The following is a 14,814-nucleotide window of genomic DNA, read 5'->3' as shown; positions in this document are numbered from 1 at the left end:
GGCGTTGGAAGTTCGAAAAGCCAAGCAATTGGCTTTTCGTCCGCTACGCGGACCTCTTCTCACCCCACAAGGGGAGAAGGGGGAGCCCGCAATCTGGGCGAAGGGGCTCTTCTCCACAGGCGGATCAATCCGCCGAATGGTCTTCAAGCGCCACGCCGGCGTCGCGCATCCGCGTCAGCATCGCCTCGACCGAGCCGTTGAGGTCGATGCCGCGGCAGGCGTCGAGCCGCACGGTCGTCCTGAAACCTTGCTTGACCGCGTCGAGCGCCGAGAAGGCGACGCAGAAATCGGTGGCGAGGCCGACCAGGGTGATCGTGTCGATGCCGCGTTCCTTCAGATAGCCTCCGAGGCCGGTCGGCGTCTTATGGTCGTTCTCGAAGAAGGCGGAATAAGAATCGATCGCCGTGCGAAATCCCTTGCGGATCACCAGTTCCGCCTTGGTCCAGGCCAGCCCGGAATGGAAATCGGAGCCGAGGCTTCCCTGGATGCAGTGATCAGGCCACAGCGTCTGCGGCCCATACGGCATCTCGATGCTCTCGAAAGGCTGCTTGCCCGGATGGCTGGAGGCAAAGCTCGAATGCCCGGCCGGGTGCCAGTCCTGTGTCAGGATCACGTGCTCGGTCCGCCGGATCAGGTCGTTGACCAAAGGCACGATCTCGTCGCCGCCGGCAACCGCCAGCGCGCCGCCGGGGCAAAAATCATTCTGCAGGTCGATGACGATGAGCGCTTCTTCGGCCATGCGGTCCCTTTCGTTTCGGCCCTCTCGTCTGGCTTGGGGCACCTGTCCAAAAGCCGCTGACGCGACCGGACACGGAACCTTGACCAGATGGCCGGCGGCGTCAACCTCCGGCGCCATAACAATCGCGTTCAGCTCTTCGCGGCGCCAACTCCGGCTTTGACAATTCCGGCCGGCCTGATATCATTTGCATACGAATGAATTTGCCCGGTCCGGAGATCGGCAACAAGACCTGAAGCGGCACTTCGGGAGGCCTGGGGAAGGCCTAAGGTCTGGGAAGCCCAATTGTCTGGAAGGCAGAGCGTGATCCGTTACGCAAAACCCACCACGGTCGACGAAGCGCTCGCTTTGCTTGGCGAGGACCGCTGGCGCATTCTCGCCGGCGGCACGGATTTCTATCCGGCGCAGGGCGCGAAGCCGTTCCGCGACAACGTCCTCGATATCAACGGTCTCGCCGAACTGCGCGGCATCGTCGAGACCGGCGAGCACTGGCGGGTTGGCGCGCGCGCCACCTGGACCGATATCGAGCGCCAGCCGCTGCCGGTGGCGTTCGATGCGTTGAAATCGGCCGGGCGCGAGGTCGGCTCGGTCCAGATCCAGAATGTCGCATCAATTGCCGGCAATCTCTGCAACGCCTCGCCGGCGGCGGATGGCGTGCCGGCGCTTTTGGTCCTCGATGCCGACGTCGAATTGCGGTCGCTGAAATCCGTCCGCCATCTTCCGCTCAGTGAATTCATCCTTGGCAATCGCCGCACGGCGCTTCAGCCGGGCGAGATGGTCACCGCCATCCGTGTCCCGAAGCATTCCGCTGCCGGCAGCTCGGCCTTCGTCAAGCTCGGCGCCCGGCGCTATCTCGTCATCTCGATCGCCATGGCCGCGGCGCGGCTCGTGGTCGAGAATGGCGTCGTCGCCGATGCGGCGGTCGCCGTCGGCGCTTGCTCGGCGGTCGCCCGCCGTCTCACCGGCGTCGAGACCGCGTTGCGCGGGCAGCCAGTTACTTCTGCCCTTGCCGATGCGGTGCTATCCGCGCCCATCGACGAACTGTCGCCGATCGCCGATGTGCGCGGCGGCGCGGAATACCGACAGGATGCCGCGCGCGAGATCGTAGCCCGAGCAGTGCGCGCTGCGATCGGTCACGGCGAAGGCAAGGTGGCCGCATGAGCATGACCCAGTCCGGCGCTGCCAAATCCGGCATGGCTCAATCCGCCATGGCCCGGTCCGGTATGGATCGTTCCGAGATCGCCTTCGAGGTCAACGGCGCCGCCGTCAGCGTGTCGGTGCCGCCGGTCAGGCGTCTCTCGCAGGTGTTGCGCGACGAGTTGCGGCTGACCGGCACCAAGGTCGGCTGCGACGCAGGCGATTGCGGCGCCTGCACGGTGCTGGTCGACGGCGATCCGGTTTGCGCCTGCCTGATGCCGGCGGCCTCCGTAGCCGGCGCTTCCGTCACCACTGTCGAGGGCCTCGCCAATGGCCGGCTGTCCGCCTTGCAGGCCTCCTTCCTCGAACATGGCGCCGCGCAATGCGGCATCTGCACGCCCGGCCTGCTGATGGCGGCCACCGCGCTGCTGGAGCGCAATCCTACGCCGAGCGAGGTCGAGACGCAGGACGCGCTGGGCGGCGTCCTTTGCCGCTGCACCGGCTACAGGAAAATCGTCGCGGCGGTGATGCAGGCCTCGCAGCACATGAACAGCGTGGATCTTCGCTTGCCGGAAGCCGGCCATGCCGTCGGCGCCTCACCGATCCGCCTCGACGGCGTGCCGAAAGTCACCGGCGACGAAAAATTTGGCGGCGATTCCTTCCCGTCCGACGCACTGGCGGTGCTTGTGGTGCGCTCGCCGCATTATCACGCCCGCTTCAGCTTCGGCGATCTCGATGCCTGGTCAAAAGCGCATCCCGGCATCGCCGGCGTCTTCACGGCGGCGGATATCCCTGGCCACAACTGTTTCGGCGTCATCGGCCCGTTCGCCGACCAGCCGGCGCTGGCCGATGGTTTTGCGCGCCTGCGCGGCGAGGCGGTGGCGCTGGTGGCGGGCGAGCGCGAAGCGATCCTCGATCTCGACCTGACGGACCTTCCCATCGCCTGGACCGAGCTGCCGCATATGCTGCAGCCCCGCGAGGCGAAGGCCGACGGCGCGGCACTGATCCATCCGCACCGCCCGGCGAATCTCCTGACCTCCGGCTATGTCGAACGCGGCGATCCCGATGGCGCGCTCGCCGGCGCAGCGGTCACTGTCTCCGGCACCATCGAGACGTCCTTCGTCGAGCACGCCTATATCGAGCCGGAAGCCGGTTACGCCTACATGGACGGCGACACGCTGGTCGTCGTCGCCTGCACCCAGGCGCCCTATATGGACCGCGACGACACGGCCAAGGTGCTGGGCCTTGCCGTAGACAAGGTGCGCATCGTGCCGACGGCGACAGGCGGCGGCTTCGGCTCGAAGCTCGATGTCTCGCTGCAGCCTCTCATCGGCCTCGTGGCGATGAAGACCGGCCGGCCGGCGGCACTTGCCTACACGCGCAACGAATCGATGATGTCGACCACCAAGCGCCATCCGGCCGAGATGAAGGCGACCATCGGCGCCGATGCCGAGGGCCGCGTCATCGGTATGGTCTTCGAGGGCGATTTCAACACCGGCGCCTATGCCAGCTGGGGGCCGACGGTGGCCAATCGCGTGCCGGTGCATGCCTCCGGTCCCTATTTCACGCCAAACTACCGGGCGACGGGCTACGCCATCCACACCAATGGCCCGATCGCCGGCGCCTTCCGCGGCTTCGGCGTGCCGCAAGCCACCATCATGCAGGAGACGCTCTATGACGAGCTCGCCGCAAAGCTCGGCATGGATCGTCTCGATTTCCGGCTGAAGAACTGCCTTCGTAACGGGTACGAAACGGTCACCGGCCAGCGTCTGGAATCCGGTGTCGGTATCGGCGAATGCCTGGAACAGCTCAAGCCGCATTGGGCGCGTGCGCTGGCGGACGCGGAGGTGTTCAACGCAGCCCATACGGCGAGCAAGCGCGGCGTTGGCGTCGCCTCCTGCTGGTATGGCTGCGGCAACACTTCGCTGCCCAATCCGTCCACCATTAAGGTCGGCATCTCGGCCGCGGGTGACGTCGTCCTGCACCAGGGCGCGGTCGACATCGGCCAGGGCTCCAACACCGTCATCAGCCAGATATGCGCCGACGCGCTCGGCCTGCCGCTGGCCAGTTTCAAGCTGAAGAGCGCCGACACCGCCATCACGCCCGACGCCGGCAAAACATCCGCCTCGCGGCAGACTTTTGTAACGGGCAAGGCGGCGGAAAAGGCAGGCCGCGCCCTGCGCGAGAAAATCCTGCGCTTTGCCAATGTCTCGGAACAGGCGACGATCGTGCTCGATGGCGCCGGCATCTCCATCCGCGAAGGCGATGCCGCGCGGCGCATCGATCTTGCGGCGCTCAAGGCCGATGCCGACGGCTTCGTTTTCGTCGCGGAAGAAACCTACGACCCGCCAACGCTGCCGCTCGATGCCAAGGGCCAGGGCAAGCCTTACGCGGTCTACGGCTATGGCGCGCAGATCGCCGAGCTTGAGGTCGATCTCAAGCTCGGCACCGTAAAGTTGATCAAGATCACCGCCGCGCATGATGTCGGCAAGGCGATCAACCCGGTGCTGGTCGAAGGCCAGATCGAGGGCGGCATTGCGCAAGGCATCGGCATGGCGCTGATGGAGGAATATATCCCCGGCCGCACCGAGAACCTGCACGACTACCTCATCCCGACCATCGGCGACGTGCCGCCCATCGAACATATATTGGTCGAGGTTCCGGATCCGGAAGGACCCTTCGGCGCCAAAGGGTTGGGCGAGCATGTGCTGATCCCGACCGCGCCGGCGATCCTCAATGCCATTCGCCATGCCACCGGCGTCCTGGTCGCCAAGGTGCCGGCGACGCCGAGCCGCATCCTGGCGGCGATCCGCGAGAAGGAGGCGCGCCGATGAGCGAGCTTGCCGAACGTTTCGAAACCCACGATCCCGGTGAGAAGCAGGTGGCGGAAAAGATCCGCTGCGATGCCTGCCCGGTCATGTGCTACATCGCCGACGGCCGCACCGGCGCCTGCGACCGCTACGGCAATGTCGGCGGCCGCATCGTGCGCATGGATCCGCTGACCATCCTCGACCACGCGGCCGAGACCGGCGGCGCGGTCGTGCCTTTCGTCGCCGAGGGCGAGGCATGGAACGGCGAGCTGGTCAACACCGGCCGCCGCTTCGTCACCGCCATCGGTGCCGGAACCACCTATCCTGACTATAAGCCAGCGCCTTTCATCGTCAGCCAGGAGGTCGAGGGCGTCGACCTCGTCACCGTCGTCACCGAAGGCATCTTCTCCTACTGCGGCGTAAAGGTGAAGATCGACACCGACCGCCACATCGGTGACGAGACGGCGATCGTGCGCTCCGCAGGCGAGGCGATCGGCCATGTCACGACGGGCGAATACGGCTCGCAAATGCTGTCGCTCGGTGGTGTCCATCATTTGACCGGCGGCTCGAAAGCGGAGGGACGTGCCACCTGCGATGCGCTGCTCAATCTCTGCAACCGCAAGCCGGTCGAGCTCACCATCGACGGCGGCGCGACGGTCGTCGTCGAAGCCGGCAAGGCGCCGGTCATCGACGGCACGGTCGAGCATCGCATGCGCGTCGGCTGCGGCTCGGCCACCATCGGCATGTTCGCCACGCAATGGCGCGGCCTCGTCGACGAGGTGGTGGTGGTCGACGACCACATCACCGGCGTCGTCTCCGAGCACCAGGCCGGCAAGGTGCTGGGCTGGGAGGATACGGGGATAAAGATCATCGGCCGCCGCTCGACGCCCGGCCGCTACTTCAAGGTATCCGAGCCCGGCCTCGGCTGGGGCGGCACGACGATTTCCGATCCGCTGTCGATCCTGGGCGACTGGAACGCCAAGAAGGGCGCGCGTCCCGGCCTGTCGCTGCTGATGGTGTCGACCACCGGCGAGCAGTTCGCCTATTACGAGCTCGACGACCAGCTGAAGCCGGTCCAGAAGCCATTTCCCGAGCGGCTGCAAAAGTCCGTCGACCTGATCGAGGACAATTGCGAGCCGGCGCTGTGCACGGTTCTGTTCATCGGCGGCGCCGGCGGCTCGCTGCGCGCCGGCGTCACCGAAAACCCGGTCAACCTCACCCGCTCGGTGCAAGGGTTGAAGACCTATGTGACCGTGGGGGGCGCGCCGGTCTATGTCTGGCCGGGCGGCGGCATCACGCTGATGGTCGACGTCACCCGCGTGCCGGAAGGCGCCTTCGGCTATGTGCCGACGCCGGCGCTGGTGGCGCCGATCGAGTTCACCATGCGCCGCGACGACTATGTCCGGTTGGGCGGCTACGAGAACGAGATCCGCAGCATCGAGGACATCCTCGCCAAGGGCGGCGAATATCTCAACCCACGCCGCGGCACGGGCGCGCCGGCCGATAACCCCTGGCCGCCGTTGGCGCAGTTGCGGCGATCAGCGGCGAATGGTGCCGGCTGATGAACGGCCCGCAGGCGCATTGGCTTGCCGACGGCAGGCGGCTCCATCTCAACCATGGGCCGATCGATCTGATCGTCGAGGCCTTTGGGGAAGCGGATGAATGCCGCGCCGCTTACGAACAGGCTGTCGCCCGCTTTCAGATGATCCTGATCGAGGTGGTCGAGGAGCTGCCCGAATTGCGCTTGCCGGCCTTCTTCCTGGCGCCGCGCGACTTCGCCGGCCCGACGGCCCGCCGTATGGAAGCGGCGGTCATGCCGTTGGCGGAATGCTTCATCACGCCGATGGCCGCCGTTGCCGGTTCGGTTGCCGACGAAATTCTTGGCGCAATGCTCGCCGGCCGCCGGCTCGATCGCGCTTACGTCAACAATGGCGGCGACTGCGCTCTTCATCTAGGCATGGGGCAGACGATGACGGTGGCGATCGCCGGCACCGGGAATGGCATGGCCGACCGCGTCGCTATCCGCGGCGAAGACGGCGTGCGCGGCGTCGCCACCAGCGGCTGGCGCGGCCGGTCGTTTTCATTGGGCATAGCCGATGCCGTCACGGTGCTGGCGCCGACCGGTGCGGAGGCCGACGCGGCGGCAACGCTGATAGCCAACGCCGTCGATCTGCCTGGACATCCTGCCATTGCACGCGTTGCGGCGCGCGAGCTGGCGCCGGACAGCGATCTCGGCGAGATGCTGGTGACGCAAAGCGTCGGCCCGCTTGACGCTTCCGAAATTGCGCGCGCGCTGGACAACGGCCTTGCCGTCGCCGAAGATTTTCGCCGGCGCGGACTGATCGCCGCATCGGCGCTGTTTCTGGCGGGCGAGGCCCGCATCAGCGGCTCGGTGACGCTCGCCGCGCCCAACAAACATAAAGCGAAGGAAATTGCCCATGCCTGACTTTCTGATCCGCAAGGTCGCGGTCTTGACCGAGGAGATTTTTCACGACGGCGGACCCGTGGCGAAAGCACCCCGCCTGCGCGCGGCGGCTCTCGCCGTGGTCAAGAATCCCTTCGCCGGCCGCTATGTCGAGGACCTGCAGGGTGCGATGGAAGACCTGAAGCCGCTCGGGCTTCTGCTCTCGGACAGGCTGATCGCGGCGCTCGGCGGCGACGTGAAGAAGATCGACGGTTACGGCAAGGGCGCCATCGTGGGCTCCGCCGGCGAGCTGGAACATGGCGCGCTGTGGCATGTGCCTGGCGGCTATGCCATGCGCGAGCGCCTCGGCGACGCCAAGGCCATCGTGCCGTCGGCCAAGAAGGTCGGCGCCTTCGGCGCGCGGCTCGATGTGCCGCTCGGCCACATCAACGCCGCCTATGTGCGCAGCCATTTCGACGCCATGGAGGTCGGCATCAGCGACGGCCCGCGTCCGGACGAGATCCTGTTCTGCCTCGCCATGACCTGCGGTCCGCGCGTTCACAACCGCATGGGCGGCCTGGCTGCCGAGGCTATCGAGGCATGGGACGGCTTGAGATGAGCGGCGAGGACAATCTGCTGCGGCTGGTCGAGGCCGAGGACGGCGACGAGAACAACTATCACCTGCAGGACCAGGTCGGCTTCATCCTGCGCAAGGCGCATCAGCGCCATGTCTCGATCTTTGCCTCGCACATCGGCGACCTGACGCCGCCGCAATTCGCGGCTTTGGCCAAGCTTCACGATATCGGCGAAACCTCGCAGAACCAATTGGGCACGCTGATAGCCATGGACGCCGCCACCGTGAAGGGCGTCATCGACCGGCTGAAGGCGCGCGGGCTGGTCGAAGTCTCCAAGCACGAGGTCGACAAAAGGCGCCTGCTGGTCAATCTGACGCCGAAAGGCCGCGAGGCGATCGAGCGGCTGATCCCGCTGGCCCGCGCCATCACCGAGGAAACGCTGGCGCCGCTGACCGCCAAGGAAACCGCGACGTTCCTGCGGCTGCTGGCGAAGCTGGCGTGAGCTCCAAGGGCTCGATTGACCGAGCCCTCCCAACTTCGTCATTCCAGGGCGGAGCAGGAGCGAAGCTCCGTCGCGAAGACCCTGGAATCCATGCCGTGACCTCAGCCGAAGAAAGCAGCGGAGCAGAATTCTGCACCGTGAGCGGCGCTCCTGCGTAACGGGATTCCATGGCCTGCGCGCGTCGCTTCGCTCCTTGCTACGCCATAGAATGACGAAGCGATACGCGTTGCGGCCCATCTCCAAACCGCCGGACCCGATGGCGCAAGCATGAGTCGCCACGCCCGTCCGCCTACACGTCCACTCCGAACATCTCCCTGGCCTGCTCCGGCGTATAGTAGCCAAGCCTGACATCCTCGGCGACCAGCTTCGCGTCGCGCTCGCGCGGATCGCCGTAACCGCCGCCGCCCGGCGTGCCGATACGCACGCGGTCGCCGGCCTTGAGCGCGATGTCCTGTTCCTTGGAAAGATGCGGCGGCACATGCGCTTCACCGTTGCGGAACACGGTCACGCTGTTCGGCGCGCCGTCCTTGCCGCCAAGCGCGCCCTGCGGTCCGAAGCGGCCGTGGTCCATGACGAAGGACGCGCGCGCTTCACCGCGCAGGATCTCGACCTCGTACGCCAGCCCGAAGCCGCCGCGATGTTTTCCCGCGCCGCCGGAGCCTTCGCGCAGCGCGTAATGCCGGTAGAGCACCGGAAACGCCTGCTCCATGATCTCGACAGGCGGCGATTTCGAAATGCCGATGGTCGAGCAGCCATTGCTCAACCCGTCATGGCCGGCATTGCCGCCATAACCGCCGCCCGAGATCTGGTACATGACATAGTCGCGGCCGCGTGCCGGATCGTTGCCGCCGAGCGCGAAATTGCCGCTGGAGCCGGCGGGCGCCGCCGTCACCTTTTCCGGCAGCGCCTGCACCATCGCGGCGAAAACGGCCTCAGCGATGCGCTGCGAAACCTCCGCCGCGCAGCCCGAGACCGGGCGCGGATATTTGGCGTCGAGGAACGTGCCTTCCGGCCGCTTGACGTTCAGCGGCTCGAAAGCGCCGGCGCTGATCGGCACCTCCGGAAAGATATGGCGCATGGCCAGATAGACCGACGACAAGGTCGTCGCCAGCACGCTGTTCATCGGCCCGGCGCAGGGTTTCGACGAGCCGGCAAAGTCGAAGGTCAGCGTGTCGCCCTCTTTCTCGACGGCGAGATTGATGGTCAGCGGCTCGTTCACCACGCCGTCGGAATCGACGAAGGCCTGCGAGCGGTAGACGCCATCCGGGATCACTGCGATCGAGGCGCGCATCTGCTCGGCGGCACGGCGGCGCAGCTCCGCGATCGCCTCAATGACAGTTTCGTCACCGTAACGATCCAGGATTTCGTTCAACCTATCCTGACCGATCAGCAGCGCGGCGGCCTGCGCGCGGATGTCGCCGATGCGCTGGTCGGCGACCCGGATGTTGGAACAGATGATGGCGTAGATCTCGGGATCGAGCGCGCCCTTCTTGAACAGTTTCACCGGCGGCAGGCGCAGGCCTTCCTGTTCGACCGCCGTGGCCGAAGCGGAGAAGCCGCCCGGCACCGAACCGCCGATATCCGGCCAGTGGCCGGTGTTGGAAAGCCAGCAGAAGATCTTGCCGCCCCGGTAGACCGGCATGACGAAGCGCACATCCATCAGATGCGTGCCGCCGAGATAGGGGTCGTTGACGATGTAGATATCGCCGGGCTCCGGCGCCAGGCATCGTCCGTCGGCGATCATCTCGATCACCGTCCTGGTCGAGTATTGCATGACGCCGACGAAGACCGGCAGGCCCTGGCTGCCCTGCGCGATCAGCGAGCCGTCGACGGCCGAATAGATGCCGTCCGAACGGTCATTGGCCTCGGCGATGACCGGCGAGAAGGCCGCGCGCGAGAAGGTCAGGTCCATCTCGTCGCAGACCTGCTGCAGGGCCGCCTGCAGCACCGAAAGCGTGATCGTGTCGAGCTTTGCCATCTTAGGCCTCGCCGATGTCGATGATGATGTTGCCGTCGGCATCCGAGCGCGCCCGGTCGTCTGGTTCGAGCACGGTGGTGGCATCCATCTGCTCCAGGATCGCCGGCCCTTCGATGACGACATCGAGCGGCAGCTTTTCGCGCGCATAAACCGGCGTGTCGTGCCAGCGCCCGTTGTACCAGACCGGCCGGATTTCGCGCTGCGCCTCGTCGAGCGTGGCCGCGCGTCCTGCGGGGTCGATCAGCCGCGACAGGTCGATCTGCGGCCGCACGCCGGTGACCGAGGTGTTGAGGTTAACGAGATTGGCGCGGATTTCCGGCAGCTCGACCTTGAAGCGGGCGAAATAGGCTTTTTCGAACAGAAGCTGCAGTGTTTCTCGTGAAACCGACGAGGAGGGCAGCGACACGTTGATGATGTGTGTCTGGCCGACGAACTGCATGTCGGCCGAATGCGTCACGCGGATCGCGTCGGGCTTCACCGCTTCCTTCGCGATCAGCGCCTCGCCTTCGTTACGGTGCCGTTCCAATACCTCGCGAAGCATAGCTTCGTCGAGCGCCCCGACGGGCTGATTGATTGTGTTGACAAAGTCATGCCGCAGATCGGCGACAACGCAGCCGAGCGCATTGGTGATGCCCGGGCGCGCCGGCACGAGCACTCTCGGCAGGCCGAGCTCGCGTGCGAGCGCCGTCGCGTGCAGCGGTCCGGCGCCGCCGAAGGCGAACAGCGCGAAATCGCGCGGATCGTGGCCGCGCGAGACCGAGACCATGCGGATGGCGCCCGCCATCTTCATGTTGCCGAGCCTCAAGACGGCACCCGCCGCTTCGACGCCGGAGAGCCCTGTGCGCTTGCCGATCCGGTCTTCGAAAATACCGGTGACGCGCTCGACCGTGACCGGCTTGTCGACGGCGAGCAATTTCTTGGGCGCCAGGCGGCCGAGCACCAGATTGGCGTCGGTGATGGTCGGCTCGATGCCGCCGCGCCCGTAGCAGATCGGGCCGGGATTGGCGCCGGCGCTTTCGGGGCCGATCTGGATCAGCCCGGCCGCATCGACGCGCGCGATCGAGCCGCCGCCGGCGCCCACCGTGTGCACCGCCACCATCGGCACGTGGATCGGCATCGCATATTCGATTTCGACCTCGTTGGAGACGGCGGGTTCGGCGTTGCGGATCAGCGCCACGTCGGTCGAGGTGCCGCCCATGTCGTAGGTGACAAGGTTGCCGAAGCCGGCGCGCTTTCCCGTATAGGCGGCGGCGATCACGCCCGACGCCGGGCCCGACATCACCGTCTTGGCCGATTCCTGCGTGACGAAGCGGGCCGAGATCATGCCGCCATTGCCGTTCATGATCAGGAAGTCACGGGCGTAGCCCTTTGCCGCCAGCTCCTTGCGCAGCCGCTCGACATAGCGTTCCAGGATCGGCTGCACCGAGGCGTTGACCGCCGCCGTGACGCCGCGTTCGAACTCGCGCGCTTCCGAAAGCAGCGCATGGCCGGTGGTGATGTGGCCGTTCGGCCAGAGCTCCGCCGCGATCTCGGCGGCCCGCCGCTCATGCGACGGGTTGGCATAGGAGTGCAGGAAATGGATGACCAGCGACTCGCAGCCGGCGTCGAGCAGCGTCTTCACCGCATCGCGCATCTCGGCTTCGTCGAGTTCAATGCGCACGGCGCCCGACGCCTCGACCCGCTCCGACACTTCCAGCCGAAGGTCGCGGGGAATGACGGGGACAAAAGTGCCCGTCATGCCATAGGCCTGCGGCCTTGTGCGGCGGCCAAGCTCGATCACGTCGCGAAAGCCTCGGGTGGTGATCATGCCGGTCCGCGCAAGGCGACGTTCCAGCACGGCGTTGGTGGTGGTCGTCGTGCCATGCACGATGAGATCGATGCCATCGATCGGAAAACCGGTGGCGCCAAGGGCCGCGACCACGCCGAAGGCCTGGTTTTCCACCGTGGTCGGTGTCTTTGCGATATGGATCTTGCCGCCCGCCTTGCCGTCGATCAAAAGCAGATCGGTAAAGGTTCCGCCGACATCGATGCCGGCAACGACGCTTCCCGGAGACGCCGAAAATTTCTCATTCATTGCCGAAACCCGAAATGCCAGGACTACGGATATGCCTCGGTTTGGAAAGGCGTTTTACGCCGCCATCTTGACCTGGAGATCATTTGTATACTAATAAATTATCGACACAAGAGCTTACCGCTTGACAGTGTGCAGGGAGCACGCCGGAACCTGACCGTTCGGGCGCGCACGAGAAGGTTTGGCGCCAGAAGGTTCCGTCTGGGCCGGAAAGTTGGGTTGGAATGAACACGACATCCGCGTTGAACGTCGCCGGCGCAAAGCCGCTGCAGTTCCCGATCCCGGCCAATGTCTATGCCGAGACCGTGGTGTCGGTGAAGCATTATACCGATCGGTTGTTCTCCTTCCGCATCACCCGGCCGCAGTCGCTGCGCTTCCGCTCCGGCGAGTTCGTCATGATCGGCCTGCCCAATGCCGAGAAGCCGATCTTCCGCGCCTATTCGGTCGCGAGCCCCGCCTGGGACGACGAGCTCGAATTCTTCTCGATCAAGGTGCCTGACGGTCCGCTGACCTCCGAGCTGCAGAAGATCGAGGTCGGCGACACCGTCATCATGCGCCAGAAGTCGACCGGCACGCTGGTGCTCGACGCGCTGACGCCCGCCAAGCGCGTGGTCATGATCTCGACCGGCACCGGCATCGCGCCCTTCGCCAGCCTGCTGCGCGACCCCGATACCTATGAAAAGTTCGACGAAGTCATCCTCACCCACACCTGCCGCGACAATGCCGAGCTCATCTACGGCCAGGAGCTGGTGGCCGGGCTGGAGAGCGACCCGCTGATCGGCGAGCTGACCGGCGGCCGCGTCACGCTTTACAATTCGACCACCCGCGAGGAGTCGGCGCGCATGGGCCGCATCACCGCGCTGATCGGCTCGGGCAAGTTCTATTCCGACCTCGGCATCGACAAGCTCAATCCCGAGACGGACCGCATCATGATTTGCGGCTCGATGCACATGCTGAAGGACGTCAAGGAACTCGCCGAGAGCCTCGGCTTCCAGGAAGGTTCCTTGAGCCATCCGGCCAGCTTCGTCGTCGAGCGCGCCTTCGTCGGCTGAGACATATCGCGGTCCGTCAGCTCTGTTGGAGGCGTCTGAGATTAGCGACGGCATTCGCGCTTCGTCATTCTGGGGCGGAGCAAGGAGCTGAGCGACGCGCGCAGACCCTGGAATCCATGCCGTTAGATAAGGCGTTGCGGCGGTTACAGAATTCTGCACCGTCGCACTCTGCGGCAGAGGTCATGGCATGGATACTCGGGTCAAGCCCGAGTATGACGAAGGGATGGGCGTTGCGGCCAATCTCCAACGCCGGGAACGCCTACCCAGCATGATGTTTTGACCATGCGGTCAAAAATCTGCTGCCTGAGCGGGCTTTTTCCTTTATGACCCTTTGAAAGACTCGTGAAGGACAACTTCACGGGCTATCTTCGGCTGAGGTCGCTGAATGAAAGGGCAGGAGATGAGCACCATCCGCGAGGCCGGCGCAGGCGCGCCCAAGGTGATGCCGCTGCCGGCGCGCGCCGCCGCCAACACGCCGCTACCGCTGGAGCACGGCATTGCCCGCAATCCCGGCATGAAGCTCGATCTCGGTTTTCTGGAATCGGTGCGCAGCGTCAACCGCTCGGCGCTGGAGCGTCGCGTCGCCACGCTCACCAAGCGGCGCTCGATCAAGGCCGACAACCAGGCCGCCTGGCTCTTGCGCGCCATTGCCTGCATGGACCTCACCACGCTCAACTCCAACGACACCGACGAGCGCGTGCGCCGGCTTTGCGCCAAGGCGATCAATCCGTTGCGCCGCGATATCGTCGAGGGCCTCGGCATATCGGGCGAGGCCATCCGTCCGGCGGCGGTCTGCGTCTACCATCCCTTCGTCGCCACGGCGGTCGACGCCGTGCGCGGCACCGGCATCCATGTCGCCGCCGTCTCGACTGCTTTCCCGCACGGGCTTGCGCCGCTCTCGACGCGCCTGCAGGAGATCGAAGCGTCGGTGAAGGACGGCGCCGACGAGATCGACGTCGTCATTCCGCGCGGCCTGGTCTATGGCGCCAAATGGCGCGAGCTGTTCAACGAGATCGTCGCCATGCGCGCCGCCTGCGGCGATGCGCATCTCAAGGTCATTCTTGGCACCGGCGATCTCGCCACTTTGCGCAACGTCATGCTGGCCTCCATGGTGGCGATGATGGCGGGCGCCGATTTCATCAAGACGTCGACCGGCAAGGAAAGCGTCAACGCCACGCTGCCCGTCGGGCTTGCCATGGTCCGCGCCATCCGCGCCTATTTCGAGGAGACCGGCTATCTCATCGGCTTCAAGCCGGCCGGCGGCATTTCCACTGCAAAAGTCTCGCTCGACTGGCTGGTGCTGATGAAGGAAGAGCTCGGCCGGCCCTGGCTCGAGCCGGACCTGTTCCGCTTCGGCGCCTCCAGCCTGCTCACCGACATCGAGCGCCAGCTCGAGCATCATTTGACCGGCCACTATTCGGCCAACCACCGCCACGCGATGGCGTAGGCGAGTGAAGGCCTTGAACGCCGAGTTCCTTCGCGCCCCCCTCTGTCCTGCCGGACATCTCCCCCACAAGGGGGGAGATTGGCCTTCGCGGCCGTCGGCGCC

Annotated in this window: 11 protein-coding genes; 8 read left to right on the top strand and 3 right to left on the bottom strand. The window is 65.7% G+C overall.

The window, feature by feature from the left end:
* Positions 1–124 precede the first annotated feature (124 nt).
* Complete coding sequence (pncA, locus tag FJ980_RS25505; protein WP_140546465.1) at positions 125–739, bottom strand: bifunctional nicotinamidase/pyrazinamidase; 615 nt, start codon at positions 737–739, stop codon at positions 125–127.
* A 300-nt stretch (positions 740–1,039) separates the two neighbouring features.
* Between pncA and FJ980_RS25500 the strand changes: the two genes are divergently transcribed.
* The 6 genes from FJ980_RS25500 (at position 1,040) to FJ980_RS25475 (ending at position 8,164) form a co-directional block, all read left to right on the top strand.
* Positions 1,040–1,897, top strand: coding sequence for a xanthine dehydrogenase family protein subunit M (locus FJ980_RS25500; protein ID WP_140546464.1), 858 nt, complete (start codon positions 1,040–1,042; stop codon positions 1,895–1,897).
* A gap of 62 nt (positions 1,898–1,959) precedes the next feature.
* The gene (locus tag FJ980_RS25495) at positions 1,960–4,707 is read left to right on the top strand and encodes a molybdopterin-dependent oxidoreductase (protein WP_181181304.1); all 2,748 of its coding nucleotides are present in this window, start codon (positions 1,960–1,962) and stop codon (positions 4,705–4,707) included.
* Positions 4,704–6,245, top strand: a complete 1,542-nt coding sequence (locus FJ980_RS25490) for a 6-hydroxynicotinate reductase (RefSeq protein WP_140546462.1) — start codon at positions 4,704–4,706, stop codon at positions 6,243–6,245. The genes FJ980_RS25495 and FJ980_RS25490 overlap by 4 nt, the downstream gene beginning before the upstream one ends.
* Positions 6,245–7,129, top strand: coding sequence for a UPF0280 family protein (locus FJ980_RS25485; protein WP_140546461.1), 885 nt, complete (start codon positions 6,245–6,247; stop codon positions 7,127–7,129). Before FJ980_RS25490 ends, FJ980_RS25485 begins: the two co-directional genes overlap by 1 nt.
* Positions 7,122–7,706: an amino acid synthesis family protein gene (locus tag FJ980_RS25480; protein ID WP_140546460.1), complete on the top strand. Its 585-nt coding sequence runs from the start codon at positions 7,122–7,124 to the stop codon at positions 7,704–7,706. The genes FJ980_RS25485 and FJ980_RS25480 overlap by 8 nt, the downstream gene beginning before the upstream one ends.
* A complete protein-coding gene (locus tag FJ980_RS25475) occupies positions 7,703–8,164 on the top strand; it encodes a MarR family transcriptional regulator (RefSeq protein WP_140546466.1) in 462 nt (153 codons plus the stop codon). Before FJ980_RS25480 ends, FJ980_RS25475 begins: the two co-directional genes overlap by 4 nt.
* 289 nt (positions 8,165–8,453) lie before the next feature.
* Here FJ980_RS25475 and FJ980_RS25470 read toward each other — a convergent pair whose 3' ends face one another.
* Positions 8,454–10,142 (bottom strand): hydantoinase B/oxoprolinase family protein, encoded by a 1,689-nt coding sequence (locus tag FJ980_RS25470; RefSeq protein WP_140546459.1) that lies wholly within the window; start codon positions 10,140–10,142, stop codon positions 8,454–8,456.
* Position 10,143: 1 nt separating this feature from the next.
* Positions 10,144–12,216, bottom strand: coding sequence for a hydantoinase/oxoprolinase family protein (locus tag FJ980_RS25465; RefSeq protein WP_140546458.1), 2,073 nt, complete (start codon positions 12,214–12,216; stop codon positions 10,144–10,146).
* Between the two features lie 221 nt (positions 12,217–12,437).
* Here FJ980_RS25465 and FJ980_RS25460 point away from each other — a divergent pair, with 221 nt between their 5' ends.
* Together FJ980_RS25460 and deoC are read left to right on the top strand one after the other, a co-directional pair.
* The gene (locus FJ980_RS25460; RefSeq protein WP_140546457.1) at positions 12,438–13,265 is read left to right on the top strand and encodes a ferredoxin--NADP reductase; all 828 of its coding nucleotides are present in this window, start codon (positions 12,438–12,440) and stop codon (positions 13,263–13,265) included.
* 400 nt (positions 13,266–13,665) lie between these two features.
* Positions 13,666–14,712 (top strand): deoxyribose-phosphate aldolase, encoded by a 1,047-nt coding sequence (deoC, locus tag FJ980_RS25455; protein ID WP_140546456.1) that lies wholly within the window; start codon positions 13,666–13,668, stop codon positions 14,710–14,712.
* Positions 14,713–14,814: the final 102 nt, after the last annotated feature.

It is taken from the genome of Mesorhizobium sp. B1-1-5, assembly GCF_006443065.1.
GTDB lineage: Bacteria > Pseudomonadota > Alphaproteobacteria > Rhizobiales > Rhizobiaceae > Mesorhizobium.
This window is presented reverse-complemented; position numbering and strand designations above follow the sequence as displayed.